The sequence below is a fragment of the Desulfuromonas acetoxidans DSM 684 genome (assembly GCF_000167355.1).
GTDB classification, from domain to species: domain Bacteria; phylum Desulfobacterota; class Desulfuromonadia; order Desulfuromonadales; family Desulfuromonadaceae; genus Desulfuromonas; species Desulfuromonas acetoxidans.
In genome coordinates this window covers 207,241-228,521 of record NZ_AAEW02000005.1, presented here as the reverse complement: position 1 = coordinate 228,521, position 21,281 = coordinate 207,241, and the positions used below count along the sequence as shown (strand labels likewise).

General features: G+C 50.5%; 20 protein-coding genes. 15 read left to right on the top strand and 5 right to left on the bottom strand.

All coding sequences use genetic code 11. The features are described from left to right. A partial coding sequence (locus tag DACE_RS17120; protein WP_005999172.1) for an EAL domain-containing protein occupies positions 1-2,583 on the top strand: 2,583 nt, incomplete at its 5' end. A 235-nt stretch (positions 2,584-2,818) separates the two neighbouring features. Here the strand turns inward: DACE_RS17120 and DACE_RS05725 are convergent. After that, complete coding sequence (locus DACE_RS05725; RefSeq protein ID WP_005999171.1) at positions 2,819-3,127, bottom strand: J domain-containing protein; 309 nt, start codon at positions 3,125-3,127, stop codon at positions 2,819-2,821. 183 nt (positions 3,128-3,310) lie between these two features. On the opposite strand from DACE_RS05725, the gene acnA reads away from it, so the two are divergent. Next, on the top strand, positions 3,311-5,953 hold the full coding sequence (gene acnA, locus DACE_RS05720; RefSeq protein ID WP_005999169.1) for an aconitate hydratase AcnA: 2,643 nt from the start codon (positions 3,311-3,313) through the stop codon (positions 5,951-5,953). 82 nt (positions 5,954-6,035) lie between these two features. On the opposite strand, the gene DACE_RS05715 is transcribed toward acnA, so the two are convergent. Beyond that, on the bottom strand, positions 6,036-6,638 hold the full coding sequence (locus tag DACE_RS05715) for a nitroreductase family protein (RefSeq protein WP_005999167.1): 603 nt from the start codon (positions 6,636-6,638) through the stop codon (positions 6,036-6,038). Positions 6,639-6,890: 252 nt separating this feature from the next. Between DACE_RS05715 and DACE_RS05710 the strand changes: the two genes are divergently transcribed. From DACE_RS05710 to thpR, 3 genes are all read left to right on the top strand, one after another. Continuing rightward, positions 6,891-7,226 carry a hypothetical protein gene (locus DACE_RS05710; protein ID WP_005999165.1) on the top strand — a complete coding sequence of 112 codons (336 nt, stop codon included), beginning with the start codon at positions 6,891-6,893 and terminating at the stop codon, positions 7,224-7,226. A gap of 106 nt (positions 7,227-7,332) precedes the next feature. Then, a complete protein-coding gene (locus tag DACE_RS05705; protein ID WP_005999163.1) occupies positions 7,333-8,529 on the top strand; it encodes a GGDEF domain-containing protein in 1,197 nt (398 codons plus the stop codon). Continuing rightward, the gene (gene thpR / locus DACE_RS17115) at positions 8,526-9,095 is read left to right on the top strand and encodes an RNA 2',3'-cyclic phosphodiesterase (RefSeq protein ID WP_005999161.1); all 570 of its coding nucleotides are present in this window, start codon (positions 8,526-8,528) and stop codon (positions 9,093-9,095) included. Before DACE_RS05705 ends, thpR begins: the two co-directional genes overlap by 4 nt. On the opposite strand, the gene DACE_RS05695 is transcribed toward thpR, so the two are convergent. Beyond that, the gene (locus tag DACE_RS05695; protein WP_005999159.1) at positions 9,083-9,487 is read right to left on the bottom strand and encodes a YkgJ family cysteine cluster protein; all 405 of its coding nucleotides are present in this window, start codon (positions 9,485-9,487) and stop codon (positions 9,083-9,085) included. The two genes, thpR and DACE_RS05695, sit on opposite strands and share 13 nt — an antisense overlap. 5 nt (positions 9,488-9,492) lie before the next feature. Further along, the gene (locus DACE_RS05690) at positions 9,493-10,833 is read right to left on the bottom strand and encodes a DUF1015 domain-containing protein (protein ID WP_005999157.1); all 1,341 of its coding nucleotides are present in this window, start codon (positions 10,831-10,833) and stop codon (positions 9,493-9,495) included. Between the two features lie 230 nt (positions 10,834-11,063). On the opposite strand from DACE_RS05690, the gene DACE_RS05685 reads away from it, so the two are divergent. The 5 genes from DACE_RS05685 to DACE_RS05665 all read left to right on the top strand — a co-directional run bounded on the left by DACE_RS05685 (position 11,064) and on the right by DACE_RS05665 (position 15,183). Further along, positions 11,064-11,339: a YciI family protein gene (locus DACE_RS05685; protein WP_005999155.1), complete on the top strand. Its 276-nt coding sequence runs from the start codon at positions 11,064-11,066 to the stop codon at positions 11,337-11,339. A gap of 152 nt (positions 11,340-11,491) precedes the next feature. Beyond that, positions 11,492-12,340: a TRAP transporter TatT component family protein gene (locus DACE_RS05680; protein WP_005999153.1), complete on the top strand. Its 849-nt coding sequence runs from the start codon at positions 11,492-11,494 to the stop codon at positions 12,338-12,340. Positions 12,341-12,385: 45 nt separating this feature from the next. After that, entirely contained in the window at positions 12,386-13,405 is a 1,020-nt protein-coding gene (locus DACE_RS05675; RefSeq protein WP_005999152.1) for a TRAP transporter substrate-binding protein, read from the top strand. 6 nt (positions 13,406-13,411) lie between these two features. After that, the gene (locus tag DACE_RS05670; RefSeq protein WP_005999150.1) at positions 13,412-13,912 is read left to right on the top strand and encodes a TRAP transporter small permease; all 501 of its coding nucleotides are present in this window, start codon (positions 13,412-13,414) and stop codon (positions 13,910-13,912) included. Further along, positions 13,909-15,183 (top strand): TRAP transporter large permease, encoded by a 1,275-nt coding sequence (locus DACE_RS05665; RefSeq protein WP_005999149.1) that lies wholly within the window; start codon positions 13,909-13,911, stop codon positions 15,181-15,183. The genes DACE_RS05670 and DACE_RS05665 overlap by 4 nt, the downstream gene beginning before the upstream one ends. 705 nt (positions 15,184-15,888) lie before the next feature. Here the strand turns inward: DACE_RS05665 and DACE_RS05660 are convergent. Then, on the bottom strand, positions 15,889-16,791 hold the full coding sequence (locus tag DACE_RS05660; protein ID WP_005999146.1) for an AEC family transporter: 903 nt from the start codon (positions 16,789-16,791) through the stop codon (positions 15,889-15,891). A gap of 169 nt (positions 16,792-16,960) precedes the next feature. Between DACE_RS05660 and DACE_RS05655 the strand changes: the two genes are divergently transcribed. The 5 genes from DACE_RS05655 (at position 16,961) to yajC (ending at position 21,213) form a co-directional block, all read left to right on the top strand. Further along, the gene (locus DACE_RS05655) at positions 16,961-18,265 is read left to right on the top strand and encodes an aminotransferase class I/II-fold pyridoxal phosphate-dependent enzyme (RefSeq protein WP_040366363.1); all 1,305 of its coding nucleotides are present in this window, start codon (positions 16,961-16,963) and stop codon (positions 18,263-18,265) included. A gap of 69 nt (positions 18,266-18,334) precedes the next feature. Continuing rightward, positions 18,335-18,532: a DUF2065 domain-containing protein gene (locus DACE_RS05650; RefSeq protein ID WP_040366297.1), complete on the top strand. Its 198-nt coding sequence runs from the start codon at positions 18,335-18,337 to the stop codon at positions 18,530-18,532. A gap of 118 nt (positions 18,533-18,650) precedes the next feature. Continuing rightward, entirely contained in the window at positions 18,651-19,703 is a 1,053-nt protein-coding gene (queA, locus tag DACE_RS05645) for a tRNA preQ1(34) S-adenosylmethionine ribosyltransferase-isomerase QueA (protein ID WP_005999138.1), read from the top strand. Next, a complete protein-coding gene (gene tgt, locus DACE_RS05640; protein WP_005999137.1) occupies positions 19,700-20,830 on the top strand; it encodes a tRNA guanosine(34) transglycosylase Tgt in 1,131 nt (376 codons plus the stop codon). Before queA ends, tgt begins: the two co-directional genes overlap by 4 nt. A gap of 71 nt (positions 20,831-20,901) precedes the next feature. Then, complete coding sequence (yajC, locus tag DACE_RS05635) at positions 20,902-21,213, top strand: preprotein translocase subunit YajC (RefSeq protein WP_005999135.1); 312 nt, start codon at positions 20,902-20,904, stop codon at positions 21,211-21,213. Positions 21,214-21,281: the final 68 nt, after the last annotated feature.

Sequence of the window (21,281 nt, the reverse complement as noted above, 5' to 3'; positions counted from 1 at the left end):
GGCGAGATCGATACTATTCGCTCGCGCAGACAGCTGCAGATGGAGCATGTTCGTCTGGAACTGGAAGAAAAGCTAGCCACGGTTCAACGTCTTGAGGCGTCATTGGAACGCCTGAATGTCTCTCGTCTTGAAAAGCAGCATTCTCTGGTCAGTTCCCTTTTTGAAGCCAGTTGGGTGCACGGTGCGGGGGGCTACCTCCTGGTCAATCGGGCTGATCAAATTGTTTACGATGATTGCCCATCCGAGTATCCGCATACTTCTGGAGAAGAGGGCAAAGGGGAGCTGTTACATCAGGTTTTGCAACCTGTCATCCAGGCCAGTTTTTCACAACCGGATAAAATCACTTGGCATGAATCCACTCTCGTTTTGTCCGATGGCCGGAATCATCGCTTCCTCAGTGGTGTAACCTGTCTGAAACGACTGGACTGTGTCTTTGTCGTCACGATGGATCTTGAAGATGCGACGAAACGTGTTCAGCGTGATGTTGTCGAGTTACTCTCTGTGGAACGATTTGGACATGATGATTACGGGTACTATTTTATTGTCGGTCCACAGGATCAACTGCTTCTTAATGCGTCCCATCACCCTGCCTACCATGAAGATCTTTCACCTTTGGCCGATGTCAATGACAATAAAACACTTTTCCGTCAGTTGAAAAATATCTCCCGTCACAGTGGCCAGTCATTTTATCGTTACGATTACATCAATCCGAATCGGGATAACTGCACTGAGGAAAAGCTGTCTTATCTTATATTTTACCCGCCTTGGAACTGGACCATTGGTGCCGGTTTTTATTTGAACGAACATAAACTGGAACTTGAAAAAAGCATTGCTCAAGCTAATCAGGCTTCACGAGATAAAATCAACCGCGGGCTGTTGTTGTTGATACTCAACCTGTTGTTCGGTCTGAGTGTCGCTCTTTATGTCAATCGTCATATTCACCGGCTTGACCGCAATCGTCAGGCCCATATGCATGAGCTGGAACAATATAAGAAGTTGTTGGATTTATCGTGCATGGTGTCCAAGGGGGATTTAACCGGTCACATCACCTATACCAACGAATCCTTCCAACGTGTCACCGGTTATACAGCGGATGAGATGCTTGGCAAGCCTCATAATTTGTTTCGTCATCCCAGTACACCCAAAAAGGTATTTAAGGAGCTGTGGGATACCATTCAAGCTGGGATGGTGTGGCGCGGGTCATCTAAAAATCTTGGTAAAAATAACAAGCCGTTTTATACCCAACAGGTGATCATGCCGATTACCGATGATAACGGAAATATCCTCGAATACATCGCTGCGCGTTATGACATTACTGAATTGCTGGAAAAACGTGAACAGTTGCAACTGGCGTTCTCCACTGACACCGTGACGGCACTGGGAAGTCGCTTTAAGTTGTTGCGTGATATTGAACGGGGGCCGGCGGATCAATGTCTGGCTCTGATAGATATGGTGAGTTTTCATGGGGTCAATAAACTTTATGGCACTGAAACCGGAGATATGATTCTCAAGTATATTGGCGAGTCTTTGTCCTTGTTTTATGGTGGCACCAAGACCACTTTGTATCGGCTTAATGCAGATATTTTTGCGGTCCTTTCTCCGCGGGTTGAAAATTTTTCTTCCACCATGGACGCGTTTCTCGATCAGTTTTCTCAAAAGAAATTCTGTCTCGAAGATACCATGAATACGGAGATTCCCATTACCCTGACGGTTGGAATTGCCTGTCGTCAGGAGAACCTGCTGACGTGTGCTGACAGTGCACTTAAAGAAGCCAAACGCCAGAACCTACGCTTGATGATCTACAATCAGGATTTGGCCGACAGTGATGAATACAAGCAGAAAATGTATTGGATTGATACGGTTCAGCAGGCGATGACCGAAGGGCGACTCGTGGCCTACTATCAGCCGATCATTGATTTGAGCACTGGTCAGATCTGTAAATTCGAAACTCTGATGCGTCTTCTCGATAAGGACGGCACTCCAGTGCCGCCTGGACTTTTCTTGCCTGTACTCAAGCAGACTCAGTTTTACGCTTATATGACCCATGCCATGATTGAACAGGCATGTGCCTTTTTTAAGGACAAAGTCTGTCATTTTTCCATCAATTTCACGGTGGATGATCTGCTGCGTAAGGAAACGGTTCAGCTCATCGTGGATACGGCATTGCGTTATGATGTGATTGACCGCTTGGTGCTGGAAGTGGTGGAAACAGAGAATATCCAGAACTATGATCAGGCTCTGGAGACCATCCGTTATCTGAAAGAATTGGGGTGTCAGATCTCTATAGATGATTTTGGCAGCGGTTATTCCAACTTCAGTTATCTCACGCAGGTGAGTGCCGATGTGATCAAAATTGACGGCTCGCTGGTTCAGGCGATCAATCAGGATGAAAGAACCCGTGAGTTGATCTCTTCAATTGTCCAGTTTGCCCATCGCTCTGATATGAAAGTTGTGGCGGAATTTATCGACAGCGCAGAAATTCTTCAGTCGGTCAAAGAGATCGGCTGCGATATGGGGCAGGGCTATCATTTCAGCCCTCCTGTACCGGCCAGTGAGATCCCCCCCTGTTCCAGACATACCTAACAAGCTGATGAAAAACAGTCTGTCGAGTTTATGGATGGGCAACTGAAAAACGGGTTTTTAACATCACGTGATTGCCCTTAGCAGTTAATGCCATTCGTTGATTCTGGCTACTTGTCCGTTGGTTTCGTTACGCTTCCTGAGCTTACCTGCAAGCTAAGACTTCAGAATGATCTGAACAATTAATCGTTCAAGATATTTGGCAGTTTTTCTTTCCAAAGTGACAGCTCGTGTCCTGCTAAAGATGTTTTTTGTCCGGATCACGACCTCCCCAGACCGGATCATAGGAAAATTGCTCACGCAAGCGTTCTTCCGGGTTTTGCACCATAAATTCTTCATGACTAAATGAGAAACGGTACGTTGAACAGTAATCCATCAGACACTGATAGGCTTCGTTGATGTTGCGAATCGCTTCTGAATCGTCACCTCCGGCATCAGGATGATGTTTTTTAACCAGAGCTTTATGCCGCAATTTGATCTCTTTGAGGCTGGCGCGGTCCTGAATGGCAAACAGTTCCAAGGCGTTTTTCAACTGATGATAATTCATATGATCCTCTGGGAATGATTCCTGTTCTTGACTTAACATAAGACAATGATAATGTTGACGCTATATCCCTGTTTGTCTCATCGGAATTATGGTGTTGTCAACACAGACTCCAGCCAGCTTCAGTGTAACGTATTATTTCCGTCGTCGAAATTCACCCAGTTCTTCTATTTTTATGGAGGCGTTATGTCGCTACAGGTTGCACCCCATACCCTCACCGTTTCGGGTCAGGATTACCAGTACTACAGTCTTCCTCATGCCGCATCATCTTTATCCGCCAATCTGGATCGTTTACCGAAAACGATCAAAATTCTTTTGGAAAACCTGTTACGTTTTTCCGAGCCGCAAGCCGATATTATGGCCCTGGCTGAATGGAAACCCCAGTCAGAGCGGATGGAGATCGCCTGGCGACCGACACGAGTGCTCATGCAGGATTTTACCGGAGTGCCGGCTATTGTCGATCTGGCGGCGATGCGCGATGCGGTGGCATCACATGGTGCAGACCCTTCAGTGGTTAATCCTCAGATTCCTGTGGATCTGGTTATCGACCATTCCGTTACCGTCGAACGCTTTGGCGATGATCAGGCCTTTGCCGATAACGTGGCCATTGAGATGGAGCGCAATCGCGAACGTTACCGGTTTCTGCACTGGGGGCAGCAGGCCTTTGAAAATTTCCGGGTAGTTCCTCCGGGGACCGGCATCTGTCATCAGGTCAACCTCGAATATCTGGCCAGTGTTGTTCATAACCAACAGGCCGATGGTTCTACCATGTTATCTCCGGATACCCTGGTGGGAACCGATAGTCACACCACCATGATTAATGGTCTTGCCGTGCTCGGCTGGGGCGTTGGTGGTATTGAAGCGGAAGCGGCGATGCTGGGGCAGCCGATCTCTATGTTGATTCCCGATGTGATCGGTTTTCACCTTCACGGAAGCCTCGGTGAGGGCATAACAGCCACTGACCTTGTCCTGACCGTCACTCAGATGTTGCGCCAAAAAGGTGTGGTTGGAAAGTTTGTAGAATTCTTTGGTGAGGGGCTTGATGTACTGCCACTGGCTGATCGTGCGACCATCGCCAATATGGCACCGGAATATGGCGCGACTTGTGGCTTCTTTCCGGTGGATCAATTAACCCTGAATTATCTGAAACTCAGTGGTCGATCTGAGCAGCAGGTGGCGGTTGTTGAAGCCTATTGCAAGGCACAGGGGCTATGGCGGGATTCCTCGGTTGCCGATCCTGAGTTTACTGATGTGCTTGATCTCGATCTGGCCACGGTACAATCCAGTCTGGCTGGTCCGAAACGCCCTCAAGATCGGGTTGCCATGGTTGACGTGGGACGGGTGTTTGGGGAAGTAATGGTTGCCGATCAACCTGATGTTGATCAAGATGCTCGTGCTGATGTTGCCGGGGCAGAGTATTCCTTGACGCATGGTGATGTCGTGATTGCCGCCATCACATCCTGTACCAATACCTCCAATCCGGCGGTGATGCTGTGTGCCGGATTGTTGGCTAAGAAGGCCAACGAGCTGGGGTTGAAAACCAAACCATGGGTGAAGACATCACTGGCTCCCGGGTCCAAGGTGGTCAGCGACTATTTGAACAAATCAGGTGTGCAAACGCATCTCGATGCTTTAGGGTTCAATCTTGTTGGTTATGGTTGTACCACCTGTATCGGCAATTCCGGGCCATTGCCGGAGCTGATCGGCGCTGCCATTGAACAAGGGGATCTCAACGTGTGCTCCGTGTTGTCTGGAAACCGCAACTTTGAAGGACGGATCCACCCGTTGACAAAATCCAACTGGTTGGCTTCACCGCCACTTGTTGTCGCTTATGCCCTGGCTGGAACCATGCGTATTGATCTATCCCGAGAGCCGCTTGGTGAAGATGTTTCCGGTAATCCGGTTTATCTCAAAGATATCTGGCCCTCAACGACGGAAGTTGCCGCAGCCGTTTCTTTGGTCAGTGGTGATATGTTCCAAACCCAATATGCCGATGTGTTTAGTGGCGATGAACAGTGGCAAAACATGGATGTTGCAGATAGTCAGCTTTATCCCTGGGATGAGGATTCAACCTACATCCGATTGCCGACCTTTTTCACTTTACCCAATAATCAGGACGATATTGAATCGGCATCGATCCTGGCCAAATTAGGCAACTCCATTACTACAGACCATATCTCACCGGCCGGAGCAATTGCTGCCAACAGCCCTGCCGCCGATTATCTGCGTTCCCACGGCGTTGAACCTGAAGATTTCAACTCCTATGGTTCACGGCGTGGCAATCATGAAGTGATGATGCGCGGGACCTTTGCCAATATTCGCATTCGTAATGAAATGGTGCCGGATGTTGTTGGTGGATATACCCGCGATCTTCTTGATGATGAAATTAAACCCATTTTTACTGCTGCGATGGATTACCAACAGAAGGGAATCCCGTTGGTCGTGGTGGCCGGTAAAGAGTATGGCACCGGGTCCAGTCGTGACTGGGCGGCTAAAGGCACCTTGCTGCAAGGGGTGAGGGCGGTGATTGCCGAGAGCTTTGAGCGAATTCATCGTTCCAATCTTCTTGGAATGGGGGTGCTGCCTTTGCAGTTTGCCGCTGGGCAAAACCGTGAATCTCTAGGATTGACTGGTAAGGAGAAGATCACCATCCGTGGTTTGGGCGAACAGCTCAGTGCCAAATGCAGCCTGACCATGGAGATCGTCTATGATGATGGCCGCCAGGGGCAAGCGGAGCTGTTGTGCCGCCTGGATACCGAAGAGGAGCTTAAAGCCTATCGCAGTGGCGGTATTCTGCGCTATGTGCTGAATCAGTTGGTCGCAGAGTAAGCTTTTTTGCGTTGTTGATACAGAGACAAGGCCCTGCAGAATTTTCTGCAGGGCCTCTTTCGTTGTGCCGCGTTGGCAATGGTTAGAAGTGGTTTTTGATCACCACCTCGTCAAGTGCCAGTTGCCCCGGGCGCGGCCACGGTGGCTGAGTTTGCTTGCCAATAGCGACAAACATGGTGATGACATGATCGTCGGGCAGGTTGATCAGTTTGCCGACCGCATCAAAATCAAATCCGTCCATTGGACACGAGTCGTACCCCAATCCCTGAGCAGCCAGCATCAATGTCTGGGCGGCGAGGCCACACGAACGCATGGCTTCATCGCGTTGGACACTCTCTTTGCCGCGGTAGTAGTTGTCGATGGCCGGAAGGATAAACTCTTGGGCCTCTTTGGTGGCATCGCGCCAATAGCGCTGTGGTTCTTTTTCCCAGGCTTTGAGGTCAGCACACAGAATAACCAACAGTGAGGCATCCGTCACCTGGGCTTGTCCCCAGGCCGCCTCGCGGATCTTCTGACGCAAGGCTGGATCTTCGACGACGATAAATCGCCAATTCTGAATATTGAACGCTGTTGGCGAGAGTACGGCTGCCGAGAGCAGGCGTTGTTTCTCCTCCTCGGACATCGAATGTTGTGGGTCAAAATGTTTGACGGCACGACGTGCCGCGATACTTTCAAAGATCTCCATGGGTGAGTCCTTTCAGATCAAAGTTCAACATGTATTCTCAGTGAAGTGTATCAAGCGCCTCTATTTGATCAAATACTCTTTAAGGCAATCCTGCTTGGAACCATTCTCCCCCTCTCATAACACGGATGATTTTCTGAGTAAATATTGATAGCTGGTAGAAAATGAGATATGTTGTCTTTATGGTGTTGTATACGGCATCGTAAAAACCGCTGGTGCCGTGATGTGTATTCTGTTGCAATGGGGAGAGAAATCATGATCATCGAAATCAGCAATACCACATTAACACGGCTGGTCAACTATGAAACCGTTACCCGCAAGAGTTATCAGGAAGCACAGAATCGTCAGTGGCGGATCATGACACTGGATGTGATGCAGGAGTGTGAACGCCTGTGTCAACGGATGCGTCATGTGACTCAAGTTGCGGCATACTCCCTCTATCTGTATAAATTGCAGAACGGTCTGTCACCGCGTCGTTCCATCTATGCCGAGCCTGCGATCAGTCAGGGGCTGGTGGGCCTGATGGAAGAACTTAACATCCCGGTGAGGATGATTCCCGATAACTGTGAGGCGCAAATGGCTTCGTGCTGAAGAGTAGGCTAACATCGGTTTGACACTAAGGAGGAACGACGCTATGTTTGAGCCATCATTCACGCGTGTTCCTCCTTTTTTATTTCTGTACAGGAGCTGAGTTTCGGTGAGGTGCAAATCCGCTCTGCTGTCACTGATGTTTCCCGGGATACTGGTTGCTTTGCCTGTTCTGGGGGGCTGGCTGTGGGCTCCACAATCACATGTTCTGACAACCCTGTTGCCGACCATTGCAGCCTTATTGATAGTTGCGGCATTGTTGGTGAGTTGGCGTTTCTCCTGCTCACGGCTGGTGTTGCTGTGTGTGCTGCTTGTTGTCCATGAATGTGTTCTGAGCGGGTTTATTGATTTATTTCCGGCGTGGCAACTGCTTCTGCCGGTCAATCTGTTGCTTTTGTCAGTGGTCGGAGAACGGCCGGTTGTTTCCCTGGCAATGTTGTATCGTCTTGGCTTGATCGTGATGCAGCCTGTCGTGCTGTTTGTTTTGGCGACCACCCTGGCTGAAGAGTACCAACGGCTGGTCGCGTTACACTGGTCCTTTTCTACTCCCTTTGTTCCTTTTTCCCTTAATCTCTCTCTGTACGAAATCATCGTTACACTGGTCGCGTTGGCCCTGCTACTCAGAGTGGTGTGGCGGCCCAGCATGGAATCAAGCGTGCTGTTGTGGGCACTGCTGTTGATTTGCACGGCTCAACTTTCTGATGTCCAGGCTCGGGTTCCTGTTGTCGTGTTGCATGGGCTTTTGATCCTGATTGTGCTGGTCAGTGTTTTTGAACGCTCTTATACACTGGCTTTTCGTGATGAACTGACTGGTTTACCGAGTCGCCGGGCATTTCTCGATTTCGTCAATCGGCGCTCATCCGGTTACAGCCTTGCCATTGTCGATATTGATCATTTTAAAAAGGTCAATGATACCCACGGCCACGATGTTGGTGATCAGGTTCTCAAGCGGGTTGCTGGGCGATTGGCTGCTGTGTCCAATGGCGGAAAAGCCTTTCGCTATGGTGGTGAAGAGTTTGTCGTATTGTTTTATCGTCGCGATGTCGAGAGAGTTAACGACGCGCTGGATCTGTTGCGCCAATCCATTGCTGACACGCCTTTTGTCCTGCGCCAGAAACCACGACCGGAAAAAAGACCACGTCGCGTTGTTGCGACAAAAGATCGACAACCATCACTGCGTGTTACGGTAAGTATTGGCGTATCGCATTGGCACAAGGGGGCTGATCTGGATGGCGTGATTAAGAGGGCGGATCAGGCGTTGTACAAAGCGAAAAAAACAGGACGTAACCGGGTGGTGAAGGGATGAGTGTCGACAATGATGCCGATGTCCGTTGTTTCATTGCTGTGGATATTCCAGCACGACAACAGCAGGAGTTGTGGCGCCAGTGTCGGCTGTGGCGGCAGCGATTCGATGCATTTCGCTGGGGAAACCCGAGTCAATACCATCTGACTGTGGCGTTTCTTGGTAATCAGCCGCAGACTCTTTTGGCCACACTTGCTGAACAACTGGCACCAGTGGTTGCCAGACTTGCAGCCTCTGGTGTTGTTGCTGATCAATTAGAGCTTTTCCCCGCTCGCCGACCCCATGTGGTGGCCGCGCGACTCGTGCCAACTGCAGCTCTGAATCGGTTGTATCGGCGGGTCAATGAGGTTTGTACCGCGTGCGGTATTGAAGTGCCGCAGCCGTCGCGCTCTTTTCATCCCCATATCACCGTAGCGCGCTTTCATCGTCACTCATTTCATGAGACGGTCGCACCGTTGAAGCTGGACCTGACGATTCCCCTCACTGCTGTGAAGTTGTTTGCCGGTGAACTGACACCTGATGGTGCTGTGCATCGCGTGGTTGAGCGTTTTTTGCTTCACCGGGGTTGAAAAGGGCAGTATCCGGGACGAGGGCCAACGTGAGGATGATTGCGACAGGTGTCGGGTCGTTGACTGTAAATGGTGCAGCGACGACTGGTGCTATCGAGGTAGAGACAATCGTCGTTGGCCATGCGGCTTAACGTGAACACCCCATTCTTGAAATTGAAATGGTCAATGATGCCTTGTTTCTTAAGCTGCTTGGCCAGCTTTTTTAATGGTTCCTGACGATCAAATTCGCTGAGGATCTCCATACGGATCAGATCGTCAATTTTCACTTCAACCGGCATGGTGCAGCACGTGGCGCGACAGGTGTCACACAGCCCGGTGTGATAACGGGCCCAGGTTGATAAGCGTTCGCGGTCTGCGCTGGCGGGCAGGTTGTTTTTTTCTGCGGCTTTCATGTCCGTTATGAAACGCTGATTTTACGGCATTCCAGGTAGAAGCGTTTTTCATCAGCTTCACCCATGGAAAACGTTTTGCGGGGCAGAGCACCGTCGTGAACGATGGTGCGGAACAGGTCGTGTTTATTGATCGCCGGCAGATAGAAACCGGCGGCATCACTTACCGATCCCAGGGCGGTGACACTCTTGCTGCCGTGGATGTAATCGATCCGTGCTGACGGCGTCTGCTTGAGAAAATCGTCAAGAAATTCCTGTAATGTTCCCACAACCAATGTTAAATGGGGCTGGCGGATACGACACAGTCCAAAGAATCCGCCGATAATACAGGGGAAACTGTGCTCCGTATCGTCGGCTCTGGACAACTCCTCAGCTTGTTGCAGGTTTTCACAGGCGATAAATTCAAAATCTAGGTTGTGCTGTTGATACCAGTTTTTCATGGCGTTCAGCAGCTGCTCCTCACTGACATCAAACAGCACCCGGTGGATCGGTTCAAATTCCAGGCCGGCATCGTGCAAATTGACCAGTTCCACCAGAGCGTAGCGAGCCGGGTGGTTCATAACGGTTTGCGGGTCATCTGTCTGTTGTTTCAACTGCTCCCAGATTGCTTTGGCCGTAGCAAAGGAGTGATTGCCGTCGCCCATGGCATAGAGCATCGCCTCGTCATCCGTGGTCTGGTAACGTTCCTGGAAACGGCCCCTATCCTTTAACCGGGTCAGAGCCGTGACCACTTGCTCAATTAAGGCTGGTTGATCAACACGCAGACCACGGATATGGCCACCATTCTCGAGAAGTTCAAAGTCATAGACTGTTTCCAGAGTTTCGTTAAACAAAGGTTCAATGACTGTTTGTTGCGGATCGTCGATCAATACCATGATGTGCGGCAGTTCGATGGGGGCGTTCTCACGTACTTTGATGCGCGGTGGCAGTCGATCAACAATGGTGCCTTCCGTTGTCCGGATCAGACTTTTTGAGCCCGGCGTGTAATCGTACTGTTCCAGATCCAGTGCCACCATCAGGCCTTTACGTGACGGCACCTCACTGGTCGAGCGATCAATGAGGATGAAACCGGGCTGTTGTTCTTCAAGACTACCGTCAGCCAGATAAGCTTCCATGGTGTGATTGATCTTTTCGATGCGCTGTGGCGCATCGTCGTCTTCCAGATTTACTTCGGGAAAGATCAGGTTTAGGGTCGAGAGTTTCCCAGCTGTTTGTTGCTCAAGGCGTTGCCAGTAGGAGCGGTCCGAGGTGTATTGATCGCAGGCAATCACCGACCAGTAACGCATGTCAGTGCCACGTTTGGGTAACAGAATTCGCGGGACTTGCAGACCGATATGTTCAAACGTCATGATAAAAAAGGCTCCCCTGGTTGATGGACGGATCAATGCGCCCATAGTGGTATCATGTTTTGACGATTTTGAGAACCGTTTGACCAAAGTTGATCGGCAGTAAAGAGGTAACTTTTTCAGCCATGGTTGGAACGGTTGTCAAACAAGAACCTTGCACCGTGCGCTATTTTTACCTATTGTTACCACTGTTTTAACCGAATGATGCGATATAACCATTAAAGGGGGAAATCATGTTGTATGTGATTCGTTGTATTGATAAAGAAGATCATCTTGAAGTCCGTATGGCTAACCGGCCAACCCATGTCGAGTACCTCAAAAGCTTTGGTGAGCGCCTTTTTGTTGCCGGACCAACCCTGGATGATGCCGGTGAGATGAATGGCTCTGTGGTCATCCTCGAATGCGAGGACAAGGCTGGTGCCGAAGCTTTTGCCGCCAACGATCCTTATGCCAAGGCCGGATTATTTTCTGACGTGACCATCAGTCCCTGGAAAAAAGTCCTGCCCTGATCGCGTCAAACGTCGAATTCTCTGCGGCGTTTTTTTTAGCACTCTTCTAACACAAATAGGATTAAGTTCTTTCAGTCTGTCTGCTATTGTTAGTAAATTTTCAAAGGCTCACAGGTGACGAACAAACCTGTCACGTGGAGGATGACCTAACAATGAAAAACCGTATGCGGTTTGTTTTCATTTTTTTGCAGCTTGGCGTGGTGGTGTTTCTGCACGGTTGCGGCCTGAGTAACCTGGGGACCAACCTCAATCAGGCGGTGTTGAATCATGATGATCCTGTCATGATCAGTCAGGCGTTGCCAAGCTATCTGTTGATGGTGGACAGTCTTATAGAGGGTGATCCCGAGGATGAAGATTGGCTGCGGGCCGGTGCTTCCATGTACAGTCTTTATGCTGCGACATTTGTCAATGAATCGCACCGGGCCAAAGTGTTGTCAGAGCGAGCCTTTGATTATGGCCAGAGGGCGTTGTGTTCAGAAAACAGTGACGGTTGTGGTCTGACCAACTTTCCTTTTGCCGCGTTTGAGTCGACTCTGAGCGAATTTGACGAAGATGAACTGCCGGCCATGTACAGTCTGGCTCTGGGCTGGCTGGTCTGGGCGCAGAACCATTCTGATGATTGGGGCGTTGTTGCCGCATTGCCCAAGATGGAGCGGCTCCTCGAGCGGATGATTGAGCTCGACCCGATGTATGAAAACGGTAAACTGTGGATGTACAGTGGTATTCTGTATAGTCTGCGGCCACCGGCCATGGGAGGAAATCCCGATCGCGCTCGTCAATGCTTTGAACAAGCTCTGCTGGTAACAGAAGGCCGGGACTTGTCCGTTAAAGTGGCGTATGCGCAATACTACGCACGATTGATTTATGACCGTGAGTTGCATGATCGGCTGTTGTTTGAAGTTCGTCAGGCTGATGTGCATGCTTCCGATATGACGTTAATGAATGTCCTGGCGCAGCAACAGGCGGCGCAGCTGTTGCAAAGTGCCGGTGATTATTTTTAGAACCAATGTGGAACGACGATGATCTCGTTGCTCCGGAGGAATGGAATGCGATCTAAAATCCGTTTGATCAGTCTGGTTGTTGGCGCGCTTCTCATGGCTCATAGTGGTTGGGCCGCAACAACGTTGAAAATCGCTACGGTTGCGCCTGAAGGCTCTTCGTGGATGCAGAAAATGCGTGCCGGTGCGGTTGAAATCAAGCAGCGCACCGAAGGGCGCGTTGTCTTGAAGTTTTACGGTGGCGGCGTCATGGGCAACGAGAAAAGTGTTTTTCGCAAAATGCGGGTCGGTCAGCTGCATGGCGGAGCGTTTACCGGTGGTGGTTTGAGTAAAATTGTTCCTGATATGATGCTCTACGGTCTGCCCCTGTTGACCCGCTCAACAGCGGAGATGAATTATATCCGTCATCAAATGGACGCTCAGTTAATTGAACGACTCGATAAAGCCGGGTTGGTTTGCTTTGGTTTCGCCTCGGGTGGCTTTGCTAAACTCATGACTCAGAAGCCGGTGGCCAGTGTCGAAGATCTCAAAGGGAAAAAAGTCTGGGTCCCGGAGGGTGATACGGTTAGCTATGAGGTGATGGAGGGACTCGGTGTGGCCCCGGTGACGTTACCGCTTTCCGATGTGTTGACCGGGTTGCAAACCGGGCTTGTTGATGTGGTGGCGACCTCACCGCTGGGCGCGTTGGCGTTTCAATGGTATACCCGGGTCGGCTACATCACCGATATGCCGCTGGTCTATATTTCCGGTGCTTTGGTTGTGGATAAACGGCGCTTCTCCCGACTTACTGCAGGAGACCAAAAGGTTGTGCATGAGATACTTGAAGCGATTTATCAGGACATTGATCAGCAGACCGATGTTGACAATCAGCAGGCGTTGCAAACCTTACTTGGGCAAGGGTTACAGTTGATAAAGCCGGCTGATGGCGAATATGAACGCTGGAACACCGTTGCCACCAAGGTCATTGATGCAGTTGCCGCACGCGGCAATTTCCCCGATGACCTCTATCAGCAGGCGCAACAGCATTTGAGTGTGTTTCGTCAACAACATGCCGTGGTCAGTGAATAGTTGATTATGAAACGTGCTGTGCATGCTTTGTCCCGGATGTTGCGTGGGATTGAAGATACCCTGCTGGCCGTTTTGCTTGCTGTGATGGTGATCCTGGCGGTGGGGCAGATTGTTCAACGCAATTTATTTGACAGTGGTTTTGTCTGGACCGATGAATTGCTGCGTATTCTGGTATTGTGGCTGACGGTGATTGGCGCCCTGGTCGCCAGTCGCACGGATCAGCATATCCGTATGGATGTGCTGGTGCGTTTTGTCCCGTCGGCATTGCAGGGGCCGCTACGGCGCGTGGTCTTTGTGGCCACAGCAGTGGTTTGCGGTGTTTTGGCTTGGCACAGCTATCAGTTTGTTCGTATCGAAGCCGAGTACGGGAGTGTGTTGCTGGGCGGTTATCCCTCCTGGTGGTTCCAGTGTGTGATTCCGATTGGTTTCGCGTTGATCTGCTGGCGTTATCTCGCTCTGGCGATTTATCCGCCACCGCAACAACAAGAAACGTCAGAGGCGGTATGATCGTTACCATTCTTGTTCTTGGACTCCTTGCTCTGCTGGGCATGCCGTTGTTTGCTGTTATTGCTACCGGTGCTCTGTGGGGCTTCTATCAGGCGGATGTCGATCTGGCCGTTGTTGCCATAGAGTTTTACCGCATTGCCGAAATGCCGGTTTTGCTGGCCATTCCGTTATTTACCTTTGCCGGCTACCTCCTCAGCGAGAGTCAGGCCCCAAACCGTCTCGTCAATTTGACCCAGGCTTTGATCGGCTGGATGCCGGGCGGCCTGGCGCTGGTGTCGCTCGCTGTCTGCGCGTTCTTTACGGCTTTTACCGGTGCATCAGGTGTTACCATTATCGCTTTGGGGGCGTTGCTCTATCCCGCGTTACGACAGGCGGATTATGCAGAGAATTATTCCCTTGGCCTAGTGACCACTTCAGGCAGCCTGGGGCTGTTATTTGCGCCATCTTTGCCGCTTATTCTCTATGGCATTGTCGCACAGCAGCTCAATGTTGGGCCGAGTATCTCCATTGATCAGTTGTTTCTGGCGGGTATTTTCCCCGGATTGTTGATGTTGCTGTTGCTGGGTGGGTGGAGCTGCTGGAAAAACCGTGCGATTCGACAGCCCCTGTCTGAATTTTCCTGGACGAAAGTCGGCAAAGCTATCCGTGAAGCGATTTGGGAGTTGCCTTTGCCATTTGTGGTCTTGGGAGGGATCTACAGCGGTTATTTTGCTGTATCCGAAGCTGCGGCTGTCACAGCGGCTTACGTGTTTATTGTAGAAGTTTTTATCTTGCGTGAAATTTCTTTTCGCAAATTGCCGACGGTCATGCATCGCTCTATGGTGCTGGTTGGTGGGATCCTGATCATCCTCGGTTTGTCGTTGGCATCAACCAACGTCATGATTGACAGTGGTGTGCCGGAGCGACTGTTTACGTTTGTTCAGCAGACCGTCAACAGCAAGCTGACCTTCTTGCTGTTGCTCAATCTTTTCCTGTTATGCCTTGGTGCCTTGCTGGACATCTTCTCGGCATTGGTGCTGGTTGTGCCGCTGATTTTGCCGGTTGCTGTCGGCTACGGCATCCATCCGGTTCATCTGGGCATTATCTTTCTTGCCAACATGCAGATTGGTTATCTCACGCCACCGGTGGGGATGAACCTGTTCATTGCCAGCTACCGGTTTGAACGGCCTATTACTCAGCTTTATCGGGCGACCTGGCCGTTTCTAGTGTTGTTGTTGATCTGCGTCGCCTTGATTACCTATTTCCCGCAATTGTCCATGGTGTTGTTGTAGCGGTTTTCCCAGAGTTTTATGGAATCGAACTGACGACTGCCGGGACGAAACCCTGCGACCTTGATCTTGACTTTGATCTTCAGTGGTTCGTAATTCGAAACTGATAGCTCTGGCGAACATCATCCGTTCGCAATTCTGGTACGCACGTGACGTGGGCTTCCGCGCCCACACCTCGGGCCCCTTTTGCGTCGACAAAAGAGGCGTAAAATCGACTCCCGTCATTGCACCCTTCGGGTTCCCTCTCTCCATTCACTTACATCGCGATGTCGGCAAAACTCGCTAGCGCTCAAACAGGTTGCCGACAACCATCGCGCTGACGTTCATTGCGTTCGGTGCTGCTGAACGGGAGAGCTGAGCTGCTAAATAACAAACTCAGGCAGGGTGGGCACTGCCCACCCGTTTAATCGGTGCCACGGAAAAACTAGAGAGCAGCGTTACATCGTTATCAACGTTTTACGCCAAAGATGATGAGTTGCACGATTCGCCGACCTAAAGGGCGGCGAGCCGAATCTGTAAAGCATCGCGGAAACAGACTCAGTGTCGGTGGGTCCAGGTCCAGGAGGTGTTCAAGCTGGCTTTTGCATACTTTTGGGCGGCCAGCCAAAAGTATGTCGGCTGCCGGGACGAAACCCGGCGACTTTGACTTTGATCTTGAGCTTCAGTGGTTTGCAACTTGAAACGAATCGCACCAGCGAATTTTTACTCTTACGGCAGCAACGGCAAAAGATATAGCAACAAAGTCAGGCTCCCCGCACTGAGCAGGGTAGTGGTCATAATCGTTGAAGCAACCAGATCCGGTCGGGTGTTAAAACGCAGCGCATAAAGCAGTGGCAGTACGGCTGACGGGGTGCTGGTCTGCAGAATCATAACATTGCGCTCGATGCCGGTAATTCCTAATATCCAACAGCATGTCCAGCCAATTACCGGCGCAACGCACAGGCGTAGAAAGCTGGCTGTCAGCATGAATCCTCCCGGCAGCCGCCATTGAGTACGCGACATCTGCATGCCCAGCAATACAAGCATCATTGGAACCGCAGGTTGGCCGAGAAGCTCCATGGGGCGCAGGATAAAGACTGGCATTTTGATGTGCAGGGCATTAAGGATCAGAGCGATGACAACGGCATGGAGGATGGGGATCTTTAAACAATTTTTGGTTGCGGCCCACAGACTGGCATTTTTGCCTTGGGCAATGACGATCGCCAGGCTGCCCAGAGGAATGTTGAAGGCAACAAACACCAGAATGGACACATTCAATCCGGCATCACCAAAAGCGAAATAGCTCAGAGGTAGACCGAAGTTGCCGATGTTCATCATCACCGTCGTCAACGTCATGGCCTGACGGCTGTCATAATCCAGTCGCAGCAGCCGCGAGGCCATATGAGCCAGCAGCCACATCAGCAGGATATACACCGCCATGAAACCGAACACCGTCATGGCCAGCTGGCTTTCGATGGGCTTTTTCAGTAGGGCACTGAGCACCAACATCGGGGCAAACAGATACAACGATGAGGTTGTCAGCGGATGCAGTTCAATTTTACTGAAACGCTCCAGAGCCCAGCCACTGAAAATGATGATGAAAACCGGTACGATGATGTTTACGAAAAGCATGGACAAAACCTTTACCAGGAGCAGAGCGGCTGAGGCCCGAATAGCAAAAAAAGCACTGCTTATTTCATTGACAGTGCCATGAATATCTTGATTTAATCACATTTTGTTCTGGAATGCAGCCGATGAAGACTGCAGGACGTTTATTCACACTGGGAGGAAAGACCTCATGATGAATCCACTGGCTCAAGAATTGAATGAAATGTTGGCGGAAGGCAATCCGCACGTCCTTGAAATGTTATCCGATCTGGGTAAGAACTTGTTCTTCCCAAAAGGGATTCTGACCCAATCTGCTGAAGCGAAAGAGAAAGCTCATCGTTTTAATGCCACTATCGGTATTGCAACGGAAAACGGTGGCCCCATGTATCTCAACTGCATCCGCGAGAAACTTCCTGCGTTTGAACCCAAAGATATTTTTCCGTATGCTCCGCCGGCCGGTAAACCCGAGCTTCGTGCTTTGTGGCGCGAAAAGATGCTCAGTGAAAATCCTAGCATGGCGGGCAAGGAATTCAGTAACCCGATTGTTACCAATGCCTTGACCCATGGCCTGTCCATTGTTGCAGACATGTTCATCAACGAAGGCGACCACATGGTCCTGCCTGATATGATGTGGGGTAATTACAACATCACCTTCACCACCCGCTGTGGTGCGGCGATTAAAAAATACCCGACCTTTACGGTTGATGGTGGCTTCAATGTGCCGGCATTTAAAGCGGTTCTGCGCAATGTTGCCGATGAAAAAGGCAAGGCTGTTGTACTGCTCAACTTCCCGAACAACCCGAGTGGTTACACGCCGACTGTTGCCGAAGGTGACGCCATCGTTGACGCCATCAAAGAAGTTGCTGAAGAGGGTTGCAATGTCGTGGCCATTACCGACGATGCCTATTTTGGCCTATTCTATGAAGACTCCATGAAGGAGTCCCTGTTTGGCAAACTGTCGAACCTGCATCCTCGTGTTCTGGCCATCAAACTGGACGGTGCCACCAAAGAGGAGTATGTCTGGGGCTTTCGCACCGGATTTATCACCTTTGCCGACGGTAACGCAGAGGCCAATCCTAAGGTGCTGACTGCTCTGGAAAAGAAAACCATGGGTATTATCCGGGCAACAATTTCCAACTGCCCGCATCCGGGACAGACCTTTGTTCTTGAAGCGTTGCGTTCTCCAGACTATCCGGCTCAGAAAGCGGAAAAATATGCCGTAATGAAAGGGCGCGCCCTCAAGGTCAAAGAGGTGCTGGCCAATGCGAAATATGCCGAGTCCTGGGATTACTATCCGTTTAACTCGGGTTATTTCATGTGTCTGAAGATCAAAGGAGTTGATGCTGAAACGCTGCGTGTTCATCTTCTGGAAAAATATGGGGTGGGTGCCATCTCCATTGGTAAAACGGACCTGCGTGTGGCGTTTTCCTGTATTGCCGAGGAAGATATCCAGGAGCTGTTTGACCTGATTCACCAGGCCGTGGTTGATCTGGCCTGATCCTTTCTGGCGAAGAAAACTCTCAAAGCCCGCCGTAATACGGCGGGCTTTTTTATGGAAACAAGGGTTATGAAATTTTTTTGGTGTGTCATTGGTGTGGTTCTGGTGCTTGAGGGAATTCCGTGGTTCCTGTCGCCACAGGGGCTGAAACGGATGTTGGTGCAGATGTTACCTCTTCCCGAACGCACCCTGCGAATGATGGGGTTGATGCTGATGCTGGGTGGCTTGCTGATTGTCTATTATGCGGTGACCTATTACGGTTCATGAGGCCCTTCTTTCGTCTGAGACAACCATTGACAATCCTGCTGATTCCGTAGATGATTGGCACCCTTGTCAGCCTTTTTCAATAAAAGCCATTCGTTCAAGTATACAGTTAAGTATCTTTATGTATGTCACTGACTTTAATTATGATTTGCCGCAGGAATTAATCGCTCAGCATCCGTGTGAGCAACGTGATGGATCACGGCTGATGGTGCTTGATTGTCAGGCGGAAAAGATTGTTTCCGATCACTTTCGTCAGGTTGATCGTTACTTTGAGCAAGGTGACGTTCTTGTGATCAATGATACCCGAGTGATTCCAGCGCGCTTACTCGGTTGCAAGGAGAGTGGTGGTAAGGTTGAAGTGTTTCTGGTTCGTAAGTTGGCTGAAGAGGGGGAATGCTGGCTTTGCCTGACCCGAGCCTCAAAAGGTCCACGGCCGGGAACTCGTCTGCTGCTGGGGGATCAATTGACGGCAACAGTGATGGAGGGTGGCGGTGACGGCTATCGGCATATCCGCTTTGATGTCGAAGGCGATTTTCTCTCTTTACTTGATAAGATCGGTCGCCTGCCATTACCCCCCTATATTGATCGCGAACCACAAGGTGAAGACCGCGAACGTTATCAGACCACGTTTTCTTCACGGCCCGGCGCGGTTGCCGCACCCACGGCAGGACTCCATTTTACCCCGGAAATTCTTGATAAACTGAGGGCTAAAGGGGTTATTGTCTGTCCCTTGACGCTGCATGTCGGTCTGGGCACTTTTCTTCCGGTACGGGTTGATAACGTTGAAGAGCATCGCATGCATGCAGAAGCGTATTGCATTCCCGATGAGACGGCAGTTCAGGTCAATCGCGCCAAGCGTGAAGGGCGACGGGTGATCGCTCTGGGCACCACAGTGACACGGACCCTTGAATTTTCTGTTGATCCACAAGGAGAACTGCAGGCAGGCGATGGGATGACCGACATGTTTATCTATCCCGGCTACCGGTTCAAAATTGTCGATGCGTTGCTGACCAATTTTCATCTGCCGCAATCGACCTTACTGATGCTGGTCAGCGCACTGGCCGGACGGGAATTTGTTTTGCAGGCGTATCGTCAGGCGGTGGAAGAGCGTTACCGTTTTTTCAGTTATGGGGATTGTATGTTGATTCACAATGTGATCAAGGAGGCGTCGTGACTATTCCGTTTGATTTGATCACCACTGATCCGAACAGTTCTGCACGGCGTGGTCGTCTGCACACCGCTCACGGTGTGGTGGAAACCCCGGTGTTCATGCCGGTGGGGACTCAGGGTACGGTGAAAGGGATGTTGCCCGAGTCGCTTCACGATCTCGGTGCTCAAATTATTCTCGGCAATACCTATCATCTGTTTCTACGCCCCGGTCATGATTTAGTAAAAAAAATGGGGGGACTGCATCGGTTTATGAACTGGTCGGGACCTATTCTGACCGACAGTGGCGGGTTTCAGGTGTTCAGCCTCGGCAAATTGCGCAAAATTGACGAGGAGGGGGTGCGGTTTCAGTCCCATCTGGATGGCGCTCATCAGATTCTTACACCGGAATCATCTATTGAAATTCAGCAGGCGTTGGGCTCCGATATCATTATGGTGTTTGACGAATGTATCCCTTATCCGGCTACCCGCGACTACGTTATTGATTCCACAGAGCGTTCCATGCGCTGGGCAAAACGGTGTAAACAAGCCCACAACCGTCAAGACGGGAGTGCCCTGTTCGGGATTGTCCAGGGTGGCATGCATGAGGACCTGCGCCGTAAGAGCGCTCATGATCTTATGGAGATCGGTTTTGATGGCTATGCCATCGGTGGGTTGTCCGTGGGGGAAGAAGCGGAAGTGATGTATGAGGTGATGGACTATACCTTGCCGGAGCTGCCTGCCGACCGGCCCCGTTATGTGATGGGCGTTGGTACCCCGGAGAACCTCATCGAAGGGGTGCGCCGTGGTGTCGATATGTTTGATTGTGTTATGCCGACCCGTAACGCTCGAAATGGCGTGTTGTTTACCTCGTTCGGTAAGATCAGCATCAAGCAGGCACAGTATCGTGAAGATGAACGGCCGATCGATCCGGACTGTGATTGTTATGTGTGTCGTCATTACAGTCGCGCCTATCTGCGCCATTTGTATCAGAGTAATGAGATCCTCTCTTCCATGCTGAATACCATGCATAATCTGCATTATTATGTTCAATTGATGGCCCAGGTTCGCCAGGCATTGGACGAGGGGAACTTTGCCACTTTTTATAAAGAATTTTATCAACGCCGCCAAAGTGGTGTTGTCCTTGAAAGTTAAGTCGTAACGCGCTATAAAGTGAATTTCAAATTGTTGAAAATGACGAATGATCGTTCATAAGGAGGAACTAAATGGTTTCAGAAGCTTACGCAATGGCGGGTCAACCTGCTGCCGGCGGACAGTCCGGTTACGAAGGGATCATCATGCTGGTGATCATGTTCGCAATTTTTTACCTGCTGCTGATCCGTCCCCAGCAGAAACGTGCCAAGCAGCATCGCCAGCTGCTTGATGCCTTGAAAGCCGGTGATCAGGTGGTTACAGCCGGAGGTATTCATGGCCGCATTGTCACTGTCCAGGAAAACGTTGTTACCATGGAAATTGACAAAGGCGTTAAGATCAAGCTCAACCGCGCATCCGTCACCGCGACCAAAGAGGACGCGTGATCTCAATCAATTCCCATCTGTCCAGAGTCTGTTCTCCCCGAACAGACTCTTTTTCTGTAATCTCTGCA

Bases quoted from the DNA above. Each gene is read 5' to 3' on its own strand.
- DACE_RS05665 (WP_005999149.1), top strand. From the start codon at position 13,909: ATGATCGTTACCATTCTTGTTCTTGGACTCCTTGCTCTGCTGGGCATG.
- DACE_RS05695 (WP_005999159.1), bottom strand. From the start codon at position 9,487: ATGAAAGCCGCAGAAAAAAACAACCTGCCCGCCAGCGCAGACCGCGAA.
- DACE_RS05710 (WP_005999165.1), top strand. From the start codon at position 6,891: ATGATCATCGAAATCAGCAATACCACATTAACACGGCTGGTCAACTAT.
- DACE_RS05685 (WP_005999155.1), top strand. From the start codon at position 11,064: ATGTTGTATGTGATTCGTTGTATTGATAAAGAAGATCATCTTGAAGTC.
- DACE_RS05650 (WP_040366297.1), top strand. From the start codon at position 18,335: ATGAAATTTTTTTGGTGTGTCATTGGTGTGGTTCTGGTGCTTGAGGGA.
- DACE_RS05655 (WP_040366363.1), top strand. From the start codon at position 16,961: ATGAATCCACTGGCTCAAGAATTGAATGAAATGTTGGCGGAAGGCAAT.
- acnA (WP_005999169.1), top strand. From the start codon at position 3,311: ATGTCGCTACAGGTTGCACCCCATACCCTCACCGTTTCGGGTCAGGAT.
- queA (WP_005999138.1), top strand. From the start codon at position 18,651: ATGTATGTCACTGACTTTAATTATGATTTGCCGCAGGAATTAATCGCT.
- DACE_RS05690 (WP_005999157.1), bottom strand. From the start codon at position 10,833: ATGACGTTTGAACATATCGGTCTGCAAGTCCCGCGAATTCTGTTACCC.
- yajC (WP_005999135.1), top strand. From the start codon at position 20,902: ATGGTTTCAGAAGCTTACGCAATGGCGGGTCAACCTGCTGCCGGCGGA.
- DACE_RS05715 (WP_005999167.1), bottom strand. From the start codon at position 6,638: ATGGAGATCTTTGAAAGTATCGCGGCACGTCGTGCCGTCAAACATTTT.
- DACE_RS05670 (WP_005999150.1), top strand. From the start codon at position 13,412: ATGAAACGTGCTGTGCATGCTTTGTCCCGGATGTTGCGTGGGATTGAA.
- DACE_RS05660 (WP_005999146.1), bottom strand. From the start codon at position 16,791: ATGCTTTTCGTAAACATCATCGTACCGGTTTTCATCATCATTTTCAGT.
- DACE_RS05680 (WP_005999153.1), top strand. From the start codon at position 11,492: ATGAAAAACCGTATGCGGTTTGTTTTCATTTTTTTGCAGCTTGGCGTG.
- DACE_RS05675 (WP_005999152.1), top strand. From the start codon at position 12,386: ATGCGATCTAAAATCCGTTTGATCAGTCTGGTTGTTGGCGCGCTTCTC.
- thpR (WP_005999161.1), top strand. From the start codon at position 8,526: ATGAGTGTCGACAATGATGCCGATGTCCGTTGTTTCATTGCTGTGGAT.
- DACE_RS05725 (WP_005999171.1), bottom strand. From the start codon at position 3,127: ATGAATTATCATCAGTTGAAAAACGCCTTGGAACTGTTTGCCATTCAG.